The organism is Oceanobacillus piezotolerans (assembly GCF_003665065.1).
GTDB classification, from domain to species: Bacteria; Bacillota; Bacilli; order Bacillales; family Amphibacillaceae; genus Oceanobacillus; species Oceanobacillus piezotolerans.
In genome coordinates, this window is the sequence record NZ_RCHR01000001.1 from 423,227 (window position 1) to 437,774 (window position 14,548).

The following is a 14,548-nucleotide window of genomic DNA, read 5'->3' on the forward strand; positions in this document are numbered from 1 at the left end:
AAAGAATGTTCTTGCTGTGATGGAGAGAAATGATAGAATGGCTTCCATGACTCGCAAGGTTTATTCTTTTAATCTAAAAGCGTTTGCCTGTTTTAATCTTTCCTGTCCATTTCTTGAATCCACCTTTTAATTGGTAGATTTCCTGGTAACCTTGTTTATGCAAAAGATGAGCTGCTCTCGCTGAACGGGAACCACTTTGACAATAGAGATATACTGGTTTGTCTTTACGCATTTCGATAAGTCTTTGCTTCATTTGGGTAACAGGAATATTTCTAGCACCAAGAATATGACCACGCTCAAATTCTTGCGGTTCACGTACATCAATTAATTGTGCTTTCCGATAACCTTTTACAAATTCATCTTCTGTAAGTACTTTTAAATAAGCACGCTGTCTATAGTAGCGGAAGATGCCAACTGCCAGTATTACTAAAATAGCTATGATTAAAAATTCCATTTTACTTCCCCCGTCTTTCTAATGTACAAATTATATTATAGGTTTATTTGCGAGTTTTTAAAAGCTTTTTATCTCGAACATAGGTTTTGCATTTCCTTCAAGTCTCAAAAAAGGTTGTTAAGGAAAATTACCGCATAATTGTCTTTTATAATCTACTTCTTTCGACGTTATTCTTGCATTATCATATTTGACATTTTCCATTATTTAGGATTCAATCACAATATATAGTAATTATATTAAATTTAAATACAATATGTTGAGTTTGATTGTCTATGTGTGGTATGTTTATCTTATCATATTTTTAAACATTATAAATACAAATATAGTCAAAGGGTGAGATGAAATGTCAATTTTTGTCAATAAAAGGGATAATATCAATATTGAATCATTGAATAAAGATATAGATTTATTTACTGCTGTTTTTCCTATTACAGATGATATGAAACTAACACATAAAGGTGTGTCTCGTTTAGTAATGCTTGATCGTTACTCATTCAAAGATACCACGAAAAAGACATTAAAAATTGGGGATTTTGTTGTACTTACAGTAAAAGCAGATCCGAAGTTTCCTGCAAGAGGACTTGGATTTATTCAGTCTATCGACTGGGATAAGAAAGAGGCGGAAGTAAAAGTAGAGGCAGACTATCTATCTGTGCTGGATGATGAAAAGGAAGCAGAGACAGGGATTGTAAAACGCTCACTTGACACGATTGATAAACCACTGGAAATTTTCTATGAGCAAATTGCAAAAAGAAATGCAAAGGGTCTTTCGGTTGTAGAGAAGACAGAAGAACAGCAAAATAACTGGTTTGAAGCTTTTTATAGTGAGTTGTCTCAATTAAATTTCATTCCTGCAGGACGGGTATTATATGGTGCAGGCTCTGAAACGGAAGTCACCTATTTTAACTGTTATGTCATGCCATATGTTAAAGACTCACGTGAAGGCATCTCTGACCATCGTAAAAAAGTAATGGAAATAATGAGTCGTGGTGGAGGAGTTGGGACAAACGGCTCCACACTGCGTCCAAGAAATACGCTTGCAAGAGGAGTAAACGGTAAATCATCTGGTTCAGTGTCTTGGTTGGATGATATTGCGAAATTAACACATTTAGTGGAACAGGGTGGTTCAAGACGTGGAGCTCAAATGATAATGTTAGTAGACTCACACCCTGATATTATTGAATTTATAATTTCCAAGATGCAGAATCCAAGAATTCTTCGTTATCTAATTGAGAATACAGAAGATGAACAGATTAAAAAGCTAGCACAAGAAAAATTAAAGTTCACTCCACTCACCCCAACAGAAGAGGACCTTTATCAAGGGATTCTAAATTACCGAAGTATACCAGGTCAAGGTGGATTTACGGATGCGGTTCTTCAGGAAGCAGAGTTGAAATTGAATACAGGTGGAACTTATTCTGTTCAAAATCCTGATTTCTTAACCGGTGCCAATATTTCTGTCTGTATTACGAAAGATTTCATGGAAGCAGTAGAGAATGACGATTACTACGAACTTCGTTTCCCTGATGTGGAAAACTATACAGAAGAAGAAATGAAAGCATACAACGAAAAATGGCACGAGGTTGGAGATGTTCGTAAATGGGAAGATATGGGATTTGGTGTTCGTGTTTACCGGAGAATGCGTGCTAAAGAATTATGGAAATTGATTAATATTTGTGCGACATACTCAGCAGAGCCAGGCATTTTCTTTATTGATAATGCAAATGAAATGACCAATGCAAAAAGCTATGGCCAGCAAGTAGTTGCGACAAATCCTTGTGGGGAACAGCCTCTTGCGCCATACTCTGTCTGCAATTTGGCAGCAGTAAATCTAGCAGAAATGGCTGATAAGAATACAAAAACAGTTGACTTTGAAAAATTAAAGGCAACAGTTGAAGTAGGAGTACGTATGCAAGATAATGTGATTGACGCAACTCCATACTTCTTACCTGAAAATGAAAGACAAGCACTTGGCGAGCGTAGAATTGGTTTAGGTGTAATGGGTCTTCATGACTTGTTGATTTACACAGAGTCACAATATGGTTCAAAAGAGGGCAATGAGCTTGTAGATAAAATTTTTGAAACGATTGCTACTACTGCTTACCGCACTTCAATTGAGTTAGCAAAAGAAAAAGGAAGCTTTCCATTCTTAGTTGGTCAAAGTGATGAAGAGACGAAACAGCTGCGTGAGGCGTTCATCGATACTGGTTATATGAGAAAAATGCCAGAAGATATTCGTCAAGGAGTTCTCGAATACGGTATCCGTAATTCTCATCTGCTGACTGTTGCGCCAACTGGAAGTACAGGAACGATGGTTGGAGTAAGTACTGGTTTAGAGCCTTATTATTCCTTCTCTTATTTCAGAAGTGGACGACTAGGTAAATTCATCGAAGTTAAAGCCGATATTGTACAAGAATATTTGGATAATCACCCTGAAAGTGATCCAGAGAACTTACCAAATTGGTTTGTTACTGCAATGGAACTTTCTCCGGAAGCACATGCAGATACACAATGTGTTATCCAGCGTTGGGTAGATAGCTCTATCTCAAAGACAGTAAATGCGCCTAAGGGTTATACAGTTGAGCAAGTTGAGAATGTCTATGAGCGTCTTTACCGCGGTGGAGCAAAAGGTGGTACAGTATACGTAGATGGAAGCCGTGATTCCCAGGTATTAACATTAAAGGCAGAAGAAAACACGTTTGAACAAACAGAATTGTTCCCAGAAAAGGATGATAAACCTAAGGTTGTATTGATGGATACGGTACAAGAGCTAGGTACAACGAGTGTAACTATTGGTTCAGAAGTAGGAAATACATGTCCAGTTTGTCGGGAAGGTACGGTAGAAGACATAGGTGGATGTAATACTTGTATAAGTTGTGGTGCACAATTAAAATGTGGTCTTTAAATTGATGAACATGAGCCAATTGTGGCTTTGAATCAAAGTTTGATAATTTAAAAAAAGATTGATAAACTGTATTAAAGTTCGATAGAAAACAACCTTTTCGGTATGATAGCCGTAAGAGGTTGTTTTTTTTTATATTTCTGAAAAATACAGTTTTGAATGTTACCTAAGTATTGTCTGATATTTATTCGAAGGGCTAGTTTACTTCAAATGAACCATTTAATTAGGAAGAGGTTTCATGGCAAAACGAAAATGTTCATCAGAGAGGAAGTTGAAGGATGCTACTGACTGGGAAATGCGAGATCAAGAATATTATCAAAAGATAAAGGAAGTTTATCCCGAATTAATGGCATTAGAAAAGCCAGTTAGAATTACAAGTACATTATTTAGCAAACGATTAAATATATTCAACCTCTCAGTTAAAAGTTATGAGGAAAAATTGCCACAGACTTACAAGTTACTTAATGAAATTACAGAAACAGTTCAAGAGTTCTAATTCGACGTTGTTGCATAGTGATAGATCGAAAGATTAAGGGAAACTTGTGCAATAGAAACTAAAAATTTTAAATATATAACCTTATTTAGAGGAGCAGACAGATATATAAATAAAGAATAGAGATTTCAAAGTGTCTGACCTAATTGTATTAATCTTTGATCCGTAAAAGATCGTGGAATAATACAGTTAATAGGTTTTACTAAAATATTAAAAATCAATTGTGAAGAATTATACTTCAACCTAACAAGAGCTAATTTAAGGAAATAAGCTATAATTAAATGTGAAAACAGTATAAATTCCTTATTGCTAATTAGTAACTTGATAATAAAATCAATATAGAGGTGGATTTATATGCCTAAAATTGACAATTTACTAGCAATCCTATGGATGCTAAGTTCAGGTAAAAAGATTACTGCAAAACAAATCTCAGAAAAATTGGAGATGAATATAAGAACTGTGTATCGTTATATTGATACACTTTCAACAAGTGGTGTACCAATAATTTCAGACACAGGTCATAACGGTGGATACACTTTAATGAACAATTTTATTGAAGCTCCTCTTTTTTTTGATTTTGAGGAGCAAACCTCACTATTTCACGCTGCTGTTTTTGCAGAAGAAGCCGGATATTATGGAGGTGAAGCACTAAATAGGGCTATTTCAAAACTAAGCAACTATTCGAATCAAGAGCAAGGAACAAAGATAAACAAACATTTTAATAGTCTTGAAGTAATAAGTCGATTAAGTTCCCCCTCACTGGTCCCTTTATTGAAGGAGTTGGAGATGTCCGTCACTGACAGGTACTCAGTTAAAATTCATTACCCTAAGAGTGGCGAAAAGCAATTAAAGTATAGATTGCTCGACCCGTATAGAATTGTCTATTGGAATAATAAGTGGTATGTGATTGGATTTTGTCATCTTAGGAATGAGATTCGCAGTTTTAGAGTAGACCGAATTAAAAGCTTAATGCTAACTGAAAATAAATTTAATCGGGCAGAAAATTTTTCAGCAAGTGGCTTTTTTATGAAAAACCTTCTTCCAACTATAGAAGATAATGAAAGAATTACTTCTTTAGTTATTAATGGGGATAGAAGGACGTTAGATGATATTTGCCAACATTGGTTTTTAGGACATTATTTACAAGAACGGACTTTAAATCAAGCAGTATTTCTTCTTGAAAAAGATATGCTACATACATTTGTACCTTATTTACTTTTAGCGTATGGTAAATCTATTCAAGTTATTGAGCCAATAAGTCTAAAGAAAAGACTTGTTGAAGTTTTGACTGATTTAATGAAATTTTATCAAGTATGAAAACTTCCCTGACGGTAGTTGTCAGGGAAGTTTTATTATAATAGGATATATCAATTGGGATTGGAGTGTTATTATATGCACACAAAAAATGTTTATCTTTATGTATTTAATACAATGTCAGACTGGGAATATGGTTATTTAATTGCTGAACTAAACTCAGGAAGATATTTCAAAAAGGACTTAGCACCTTTAAAAGTAGTTACAGTAGGAGCTAATAAAGAAATCATTACAACGATGGGAGGTCTGAGCATAAAACCAGATACTTCTCTTGATGAATGTACTTTTGAGGGGAAAGATCTTTTAATCTTACCGGGTGGGACTACTTGGAGAGAAGATATTCATCAACCTATCTTGGAAAGAATTGGCGAATCTTTAAGGCTTGGAACTATTGTTGCTGCAATTTGTGGTGCAACTGAGGGTCTCGCAAACATGGGATACCTAGATTCTAGAAAACATACAAGTAATGACTTAGAGTATATTAAAATGGTATGTCCTAATTATAATGGAGAAAAATTTTATGAGATTGGGCCTGCGGTATCTGATGCGAATTTAGTTACTGCATCAGGAGTAGCGCCTCTGGAATTTGCGATGGAAGTATTAAAAAAAATAGATGTATTTACACAAGATACATTACATTCATGGTATAACTTAAATAAGACTCATAAACCTGAATACTTCTTTCAGTTAATGGATTCAATAAATGGATGAGCTATATAATTAGCTTTGTTAAAATTAGAACTGGTAAATAATTTCTTTGGTAATTATGATGGAACGATCCTCAAGCAAAAATGGCAGTTGCCTTATTTTGTTGATATGCGTGAACCGAGTAAATTGCCCATAGACAAAATAATAGAACTGCATTTGCTTTAATCCTATGCAAACGGGTGCGTTAGTTGAAGATCGGATCTCGGAAAGTTATCAAACTTTTTTACAAAGGATGTTTAATGTATCACAAATAAAGACCCCGTTTTGATCAATCTTTTTTTTCAAAATAGGGTCTTTTGATTTCACGTAAAATGTGGGTTTGTGAGGTATTTTTGATCAAACTTTAATTCAAAGTAACACCAATGTGAAAACATAGGCTCTCTTTTTTATGTCCCGGCTTTCATCTATACATAAATGTGAACCCTTTTAAGAGTATTACATCTGGTAATGGAATGCTCGATGGGATTCAACATGACCTACTGTATAGGTGAAAAGCTTGTTTCTCAACTAACTTTACGATATTCTTGAATAAGAAACAATTTTGCACAATATAAATATTTTTTCAAAGTGAGGGGTTCTTGTTGCCAACACCAAGTATGGAAGACTATATTGAACAAATATATAAGTTAATTGAATCGAAAGGTTATGCTCGCGTTTCCGATATAGCTGAAGCTCTGGCTGTACATCCTTCATCTGTAACCAAAATGGTACAAAAATTAGATAAAGATGAATATTTACACTATGAAAAATACCGAGGCTTTATGTTAACAACAAAAGGAAAAAAAGTAGGCGAAAGATTAGTGTTTCGCCATGAATTATTAGAAGAATTTTTAACGATAATTGGAGTAGAAAAAGAAAATATTTATGAAGACGTAGAAGGAATAGAACATCACTTAAGCTGGAATTCTATTGACCGAATTGGAGACTTAGTTAGTTATTTTAAGGATGACGAAAAAAGGCAATCAGATTTACGCGATATTCAGGAAGCATCAGCAGAAGAATAAGCATAAGATTCTGGGCTGGATATTTGGCTCTTAGGATGGAAGACATGCATGAGGCATATAGAAAGATATGGCGTGTCTTCAGTATTCTAGTCCTGATTTTTAACTTTTAATAAATATGATAGACAAGTTCTATTTTTCTCTCCTTCTTTTTACACTATATAGTAAGAAAGGGGAGTGTGAATGAAAATAGATGCAGTGTTTTCTGGTGGTGGTGTGAAGGCTTTTGCATTTGTTGGCGTTTTAAGAAGCTTCGACGATCATAATTTAATTATAGAAAGAGTAGCTGGAACATCGGCAGGTGCTATTGTTGCATCCCTCATAGCTGCAGGTTACAGATCCCACGAAATGACAGAAATCATCGATAAACTGAATTTACAAGCTTTATTAGATCCCCCATGGCTAACAAGATATATACCCTTCAGTAAATGGTTATTCTTATACTTTCAATTAGGTATAAATAAAGGCGATAAACTAGAAAAATGGTTAAATCAATTGCTTGCAGAAAAGAATGTTAATACATTTAGTGATATTAAAGAAGGATATTTAAAGGTGGTTGTAAGTGATTTATCTCTGGGGAAGCTAGTTATCATACCAGATGATTTAGAAAGAATCTATGGGATTAATCCAAACTACTTTCCAGTATCCAAAGCAGTACGGATGAGTGCAGGATTTCCTTATTTTTTTATGCCAAAAAAATTGCCTGGTAAAGGAGCCTATAAAAGTATTATGGTAGATGGGGGACTTTTAAGTAATTTTCCATTATGGATTTTTTCAAATGGGGATAAGCAAGAGAAACGTCCGGTTATAGGGGTTAAATTCACTGAAGATATTGAAAAACAGAATAGCCCTCATCAAATATCTAATGCGTTCGATATGTTTACCGCTTTGTTTGCTACCATGAAACAAGCGCACGATGCTCGATATATTTCTAAGTCAGAAAAAAACAATATTATTATTGTACCCGTAGAAGGGATAGAAACGGTAAATTTCCATTTGGACGATATAACTAAAGAGCAATTATACATTGTTGGCAGAGAACGTGCAGACCAATTTCTGCAATTTTGGCCTAAATAAAAGACCGAGATCAAAAAGATGCTCGGTCTTTCCTTTTGGTTTTATTACCTTCAATTACTCTAAGGTGATTGGTTGAACGTTTGGTACGTTTCTTTTTTATAGGGCTTGCTTGTTTTTTGTTGGTGGCAGATTTGAAGGAGACGGGTTTATCAGCTTTATATTTGGCTTTAGACTGGCGTACTGCCTTTTTATATTTCTTCATATCATTGGTAGAAGTTTTGCTTCTGGTCATCACGAAATAAATGATGGCAGCGATAACAACCCCAATACCAACCATAATTAAAATATTCTTGAAGAAGCCGCCTGGATTTGTGAAAAGCTGTGTAAATAAACCAACAATTGCAAATCCAATAATGACAAAAAATAATAATGAAAGTTTATTACGTGCCATCTGAAATCTCCTCCTATTGAAAAAGGTCTTATATATAGAATAATTTAAATTTATTCTCTTATATTATCTATACCGTTTTTCCTTGTTCCTTAAACATATAATTAAGCCTCATTTACCATTATTAAGATTTTTGCCTATTTATAACAATTTATTCAGTTTATGGGTATATTTTTATTAACACATATTTATGATTGTTAAAATTATCCTTTGTTTAGATATTAATTATAGCCTTATTTAGTCTTTTTTTCTAGTCATTCTGAAGGTTAATTTTACCTATTCAGCCATTAGATGATTTATATCTTTCATATTGGAAATAATACTGCCTGAGGTGGTTAAAATGAAAGGAAATAAGAAACTAGAACAAAATAAACACATTGAAACATTACCTTTATTACCTAGGTCGCTCCTTACTGGATTTATTGGAGGGATCTTTTGGAGCACGATAGCGATCTTGATGTATTACTTTAATTTTTCTGAAGTTTCCCCTAGGTTGTTTATTCTAAGGTCCTGGCTTAAAGATGAATGGACGGATGGTTGGCTAGGTGATCTAGTATCGATTATCCTGGTTGGGCTCATATCCATTATTGTCGCACTTATCTACTATAGTACACTTAAAAAAGTGAATTCAATGTGGGCAGGGGTACTTTTTGGGATTGTCTTATGGTGTCTTATTTTTCTGTTATTTCAGCCGATCTTTAACAATATTCCTAGTTTTAGTGAATTACAACTAAATACAATTGTCTCGACATTATGTTTGTATATATTATACGGTGCATTTATTGGTTACTCCATCTCTTATGACTATCATGATACACAGGTACGGGAAACCACGTAAATATGAATACTTCTATGTAGTTCGGAATGAAATGGAACAAGGCCTTTAAGGCAAATATGGAATGGATCGCTGTAAATCGTTATTCAAATGAAAGGTTTTATGATAAACTAAAAAATAGTTAAAATTTAACAGAACGATTGAGTTCTAAGAAAAAAGTAATAGTTTAATTTAAAAAGAAAAAAGAGCGATTGTAATTTTGTCAATGTTTGTTGATAGAAGGGGATGTAAGCGTGGAAAAATTAGCTAAATTAAAAAACGCATTGAGCGAACATGAATTGGATGCGCTTTTAGTAACAAGTCCAATTAACCGTAGATATATAACAGGGTTTTCTGGAACTGCTGGAGTTGCTATTATCACTAATGAAGCAAACCGTTTTATTACCGATTTTCGATACACAGAACAAGCAACAGCTCAGGCTACCCATTTTGAGGTTATAGAACATAAGCAGCAAATAGAGCTAGAAATAAAAACACAACTAAAAGACTTAGGTGTAAAACGTGTAGGTTTTGAACAAGATTATGTTTCTTATAAAACTTATGAGTCATATAACAAATTGTTTGATGTTGAATTGGTTCCTGTTAGTGAATTAATTGAAGATATTCGTCTTATTAAGACAAGTGAAGAGCTTAGTATTCTAAAGCAAGCAGCAGAAATTGCTGATAATGCTTTTGAACATATTAAGTCTTTTATTAAACCTGGCGTAAAAGAGATTGAAATTTCCAATGAACTGGAGTTCTTTATGAGAAAGCAAGGTGCTACTGCATCCAGCTTTGATACAATAGTTGCATCAGGTGTTCGTTCAGCACTTCCTCACGGTGTTGCTACAAATAAAGTAATACAGTCAGGTGAACTAGTTACATTGGATTACGGTGCACTTTTTGATGGATATTGCTCTGATATTACTAGAACGGTTGCTGTTGGAGAAGTAAGTGAGGAGCTGAGAAATATCTATAATATTGTACTTGAGGCTAATATTCGAGGCTTAAATGGAATTAAACCAGGTATGACTGGGAAAGAGGCCGATGCTTTAACTCGAGATTATATAAATGAGAAAGGTTATGGCAAATACTTTGGCCATTCCACCGGTCACGGCATCGGCTTAGAAGTACATGAAGGCCCAGGGTTATCCACTCGTTCGGACCAAACTTTAAAATCAGGAATGGTTGTCACTGTAGAACCAGGAATTTATATTGCTGGATTAGGTGGGTGCAGAATAGAAGATGATATAGTTATTACGGAAAACGGTAATGAAAGACTTACATTTGCGCCGAAGGAATTTATCGAATTATAGATTGATTTATTACAGGTAAAGAGGTAACGACTCCCACATTAATTAGTTCATAGAAATAAAGTTGGATTGAGTTTGTAAGGGAGAAACGAAACCTCACCTTAGAGTGATGTTTACTTATATTTTAGGAGGAATAGCAATGATTTCAGTAAATGATTTTAAAACAGGATTAACAATTGAAGTAGATGGCGATATTATGCAAGTAATAGAATTTCAACATGTAAAACCTGGAAAAGGTGCAGCATTTGTTCGGTCGAAGTTACGTAACTTAAGGAATGGAAATATCCAAGAAAAGACATTCCGTGGTGGAGAAAAAGTTGGTAAAGCACATATAGAAAACAAAAAGATGCAATATCTATATGCTTCAGGTAATGCACATGCATTTATGGATATGAATACTTACGAACAAATTGAAATTCCAGCTGAACAAATCGAATACCAGTTGAAATTTATGAAAGAAAACATGGAAGTGAACGTTATTAGCTACGAAGGGGAGATTCTTGGTGTGGATCTACCTAATAATGTTGAACTTGAGGTAATTGAGACAGAACCAGGAATTAAAGGAGATACGGCAAGTGGAGGTTCAAAGCCAGCTACAGTTGAAACTGGCCATGTAGTTCAAGTGCCATTTTTTGTCAATAAAGGAGATGTACTTGTTATTAATACATCAGATGGAAAATATGTATCTAGAGCTTAATAAGTAGAAATTCATTAACAGTCCTTATTTATAAGGGCTGTTTTTTTATTTTGTGACAAGTCATAAAATACCAAAGGAATCATACATTTTACTATATAGCAATACTTATAAAAGAAAGGGAAGTTTTATGGATGAGATTTTAAGAGTATTTCCTGTTGAATTGAGACAAGCTCTAGAATTGAAGATAAAGCAGCGCTGGACCGTGTTACAGGAGATTAGAATCCGCTTAAATAGACCGATTGAATTGAATTTTGATGAGAGTACAGAATGGATCTCAGGAATTCTTCCAACGAAGCAGGATGCATTATTCATAGTGAATCAACTAAGTGAATTCTCTTTATATCGGATGGCTGATGAGTTGCGACAAGGCTATATTACAATTGAAGGTGGACATCGTGTAGGCTTAGCTGGAAAGGTAAATACATTAGATGGTAACGTCAAAGCAATTGGACATATTACTTTTTTTAATATTCGTATTGCCAAACAAAGAATAGGAGCAGCCACACCAATTATCCCCTATATATATAAAGGTAACTATCTGAATACACTTATTATTGGGCCGCCGCAGACAGGTAAGACAACCCTTATTCGCGATATTACACGGACTATGGCTTCCGGTTGGGGGAAGGTACGGGCTCAAAAAGTTGGAGTTATTGATGAAAGAAGCGAAATAGCTGCATCCATAAATGGAATACCACAGCATGATGTTGGTAGGCGAACGGATGTGCTGGATGCTTGTCCGAAAGCTGAAGGAATGATGATGATGATTCGTTCTATGTCCCCAGATGTACTCGTGGTGGATGAGATAGGAAGTAATGATGATGTTAAAGCGTTACAAGAAGTAATTCATGCGGGTGTCAAAGTAATTTGCTCAATCCATGGTTTTAGCTTGGAAGAAGTAAAAAGGCGACCTTCTCTGCAAATATTATTTAAGCAAAGAGTCTTTGAACGAATTATCGTTTTAGATAAAGCCAAAAAACCGGCATCTATTAATATATACAATCAAAGTGGGTTGGATATCTATAAAGAATCGAGGTGGAGCCCTTTTGAAATGGATCGGGGCACTTCTGTTTATCAGTATGACGACCTGGATGGGCTTCGAATGGAGTAACCGTTTAATGAATCGCCCGAAGCACATTAGACAATTAAAAAATGCACTGCAAATCTTAGAGGCAGAAATGATATACAGTCAATTACCACTAAAGGACGTTTTTTTCAGTATCTCTAAACAAATTCCAGAACCAAGTAAGTCATTCTTCAAAGAATTAGGAGAAAGCATTCAAGAACAACCACATCACTTTTATTCCTTTTGGACAAGCAGTGTAGATAATCTCATAGTACGTTCTAGTCTCGGAAGCAATGAGAAAGAGATATTATATCAATTTGGCAGGACGATTGGCCAACATGATTATTATCAACAACAAAAACAAATTCACCTTACCTTAAGCCATTTGGAGCGGGAGCTGGAAGAAGCCCGTGATAATCAATTTAAATACAGCAAAATGGCGAAAAGTTTAGGAATACTAGCAGGTTTATTTGTCGTATTGCTGCTCATCTAGAAAGAAAGGAGTTAGTCCATGTTTACAGATGCAACCGTATTATTTCAAATTGCTGGCATTGGGATTATTGTGGCATTCATCCATACGATCCTTAAACAAATGGGAAAAGAGGAAATAGCACAATTTGCTACATTGATTGGCTTTATCATTGTATTAGTTATTGTTATCAATGGACTTTCGGATTTATTTAACCAAATCAAATCTGTATTCCTTTTTTAGGAGTTAAAAAACATGGATATCTTACAAATTGTATTGCTGGGAATTATTGCAAGTATTGTTTTTATAATTTTACAACAGATAAATCGTTCCTTCGCTTTTTTTATTGCTTTCGTTACAAGCCTTATCATTTTACTGGCGATTATTCAACAGATAAATATTATTTTCGATCTGATTAAGACATTAGGTCAACAGGCAAATGTTAGTGGATTATATTTAGAAACGATTTTAAAAATAATTGGAATTGCATATATTGCAGAGCTTGGTGCTAGTTTAACGAAGGAAGCTGGCCTGTCCTCCGTAGCCAAAAACATCGAGTTGGCAGGTAAAATATTTATTATATTATTAGCTGTACCAATCATTACTGCAGTAATAGAGGCAATTATTAATTTCTTGCCGGCTTAGTAAATGTTAATAAAGGAGGAAAAAAGAGTGAATGAAATGGAATAGAGCATGGATCGTACTTATATTCACTTTCATTTTTCTCTTTGTAGGACAAGGTTCCGCTTTTGCAGCAGTAGAAACCAAGGAGTTGAATGAGACTTTACTAGATGAAATCTCATTAGAGGGGGTAGAAGGCTATTGGGACCAACTTACTAAGGAATATGGCAGCTACTTACCCGAATTGGAAAAAACATCTGTTTATGAATTCATTAAAAATCAAGAATCCATATCTATAAAAAATGTATTGATAGGCTTTATCGAGTATCTTTTTCATGAAATTATTGTAAATGGAAAATTGTTAGGAATGCTTATCATGTTAACTTTGTTCTCCATTTTATTACAAACCATGCATTCAGCATTCGAAAAATCTGCTGTTAGCAAAATTGCCTACTTTGTTGTCTATACGATCTTAATCTTTATTGCTTTAAATAGCTTTTATGTTGCTGTTTCTTATGTGGAGGAAGCAATTCAGACGATGACAAGCTTTATGATTGCCCTTTTACCTCTTATATTAGGTCTTATGGCTACTTTCGGTAACTTAGTATCCGTATCTTTCTTTCACCCAATCATCATTTTTCTTATTAATGTAAGTGGAGTTTTAATCTCCGCTTTCGTTCTGCCATTACTATTTATATCTGCTATCTTAAAAATAGTTAGCAGTATTACCGAGCGTTATAAAGTAACACACTTAGCCAATTTGTTTAAATCTGTCAGCATGGGAACGTTAGGTGTGTTTTTAACGATATTTTTAGGAGTTATATCGGTCCAGGGTACTGCAAGTGCAATTCAGGATGGAGTAGCACTGAAAACGGCTAAATTTATAACCGGAAATTTTATACCAGTTATCGGTAGAACATTTACCGATGCTACAGATACGATTTTAAGTGCTTCCTTACTACTGAAAAACGCAGTAGGGGTTATAGGATTATTAATTGTGCTATTTATCTCGTTGTTTCCTGCACTGAAGGTTATTGCAATTGCTTTAATTTATAAAATAGCTGCAGCTGTTTTACAGCCGATTGGCGATGGGCCTGTTATTTCCACTTTAAATACGATCAGTAACTATATTTTATTTATCTTAGCAAGCTTGTTAGCGGTTTCTATTATGTTCTTTTTAGCTATCGTTATAATTGTCGTTGCAAGCAATCTTACCATGCTATTACGTTAG

General features: G+C 34.6%; 16 protein-coding genes. 14 read left to right on the plus strand and 2 right to left on the minus strand.

All coding sequences use genetic code 11. The annotated features are described in order from the left end of the window. Nucleotides 1–73: 73 nt before the first annotated feature. On the minus strand, nt 74–454 hold the full coding sequence (locus tag D8M04_RS02130) for a rhodanese-like domain-containing protein (protein ID WP_121520944.1): 381 nt from the start codon (nt 452–454) through the stop codon (nt 74–76). Nucleotides 455–797: 343 nt separating this feature from the next. On the opposite strand from D8M04_RS02130, the gene D8M04_RS02135 reads away from it, so the two are divergent. The 6 genes from D8M04_RS02135 to D8M04_RS02160 all read left to right on the plus strand — a co-directional run bounded on the left by D8M04_RS02135 (nt 798) and on the right by D8M04_RS02160 (nt 7,949). Then, nucleotides 798–3,359, plus strand: coding sequence for a vitamin B12-dependent ribonucleotide reductase (locus D8M04_RS02135; RefSeq protein ID WP_121520946.1), 2,562 nt, complete (start codon nt 798–800; stop codon nt 3,357–3,359). Nucleotides 3,360–3,594: 235 nt separating this feature from the next. Continuing rightward, the gene (locus tag D8M04_RS02140) at nt 3,595–3,852 is read left to right on the plus strand and encodes a TnsD family Tn7-like transposition protein (RefSeq protein ID WP_121520948.1); all 258 of its coding nucleotides are present in this window, start codon (nt 3,595–3,597) and stop codon (nt 3,850–3,852) included. A 351-nt stretch (nt 3,853–4,203) separates the two neighbouring features. Next, nucleotides 4,204–5,166, plus strand: coding sequence for a helix-turn-helix transcriptional regulator (locus tag D8M04_RS02145; RefSeq protein ID WP_121520950.1), 963 nt, complete (start codon nt 4,204–4,206; stop codon nt 5,164–5,166). 75 nt (nt 5,167–5,241) lie between these two features. Next, nucleotides 5,242–5,874, plus strand: a complete 633-nt coding sequence (locus D8M04_RS02150) for a type 1 glutamine amidotransferase family protein (protein WP_121520953.1) — start codon at nt 5,242–5,244, stop codon at nt 5,872–5,874. 578 nt (nt 5,875–6,452) lie between these two features. Further along, nucleotides 6,453–6,875: a transcriptional regulator MntR gene (gene mntR, locus D8M04_RS02155; protein ID WP_121520955.1), complete on the plus strand. Its 423-nt coding sequence runs from the start codon at nt 6,453–6,455 to the stop codon at nt 6,873–6,875. Between the two features lie 180 nt (nt 6,876–7,055). Then, on the plus strand, nt 7,056–7,949 hold the full coding sequence (locus D8M04_RS02160; protein WP_121520957.1) for a patatin-like phospholipase family protein: 894 nt from the start codon (nt 7,056–7,058) through the stop codon (nt 7,947–7,949). A 10-nt stretch (nt 7,950–7,959) separates the two neighbouring features. Here D8M04_RS02160 and D8M04_RS02165 read toward each other — a convergent pair whose 3' ends face one another. Then, nucleotides 7,960–8,340 (minus strand): SA1362 family protein, encoded by a 381-nt coding sequence (locus D8M04_RS02165; protein WP_121520959.1) that lies wholly within the window; start codon nt 8,338–8,340, stop codon nt 7,960–7,962. Between the two features lie 337 nt (nt 8,341–8,677). Between D8M04_RS02165 and D8M04_RS02170 the strand changes: the two genes are divergently transcribed. The 8 genes from D8M04_RS02170 (at nt 8,678) to spoIIIAE (ending at nt 14,548) form a co-directional block, all read left to right on the plus strand. Continuing rightward, the gene (locus D8M04_RS02170) at nt 8,678–9,175 is read left to right on the plus strand and encodes a YqhR family membrane protein (RefSeq protein WP_121520961.1); all 498 of its coding nucleotides are present in this window, start codon (nt 8,678–8,680) and stop codon (nt 9,173–9,175) included. A gap of 230 nt (nt 9,176–9,405) precedes the next feature. Further along, nucleotides 9,406–10,467 carry a M24 family metallopeptidase gene (locus D8M04_RS02175; protein WP_121520963.1) on the plus strand — a complete coding sequence of 354 codons (1,062 nt, stop codon included), beginning with the start codon at nt 9,406–9,408 and terminating at the stop codon, nt 10,465–10,467. Nucleotides 10,468–10,603: 136 nt separating this feature from the next. Continuing rightward, nucleotides 10,604–11,161 (plus strand): elongation factor P, encoded by a 558-nt coding sequence (gene efp / locus D8M04_RS02180; protein ID WP_121520965.1) that lies wholly within the window; start codon nt 10,604–10,606, stop codon nt 11,159–11,161. A 127-nt stretch (nt 11,162–11,288) separates the two neighbouring features. Beyond that, a complete protein-coding gene (spoIIIAA, locus tag D8M04_RS02185) occupies nt 11,289–12,272 on the plus strand; it encodes a stage III sporulation protein AA (RefSeq protein ID WP_121520967.1) in 984 nt (327 codons plus the stop codon). Further along, complete coding sequence (gene spoIIIAB / locus D8M04_RS02190; protein ID WP_121520969.1) at nt 12,208–12,720, plus strand: stage III sporulation protein SpoIIIAB; 513 nt, start codon at nt 12,208–12,210, stop codon at nt 12,718–12,720. Before spoIIIAA ends, spoIIIAB begins: the two co-directional genes overlap by 65 nt. Nucleotides 12,721–12,738: 18 nt before the next feature. After that, entirely contained in the window at nt 12,739–12,939 is a 201-nt protein-coding gene (gene spoIIIAC / locus D8M04_RS02195; protein ID WP_121520971.1) for a stage III sporulation protein AC, read from the plus strand. Nucleotides 12,940–12,951: 12 nt separating this feature from the next. Next, nucleotides 12,952–13,341: a stage III sporulation protein AD gene (gene spoIIIAD, locus D8M04_RS02200; protein WP_121520973.1), complete on the plus strand. Its 390-nt coding sequence runs from the start codon at nt 12,952–12,954 to the stop codon at nt 13,339–13,341. 31 nt (nt 13,342–13,372) lie between these two features. Further along, complete coding sequence (gene spoIIIAE / locus D8M04_RS02205; RefSeq protein WP_121520975.1) at nt 13,373–14,548, plus strand: stage III sporulation protein AE; 1,176 nt, start codon at nt 13,373–13,375, stop codon at nt 14,546–14,548.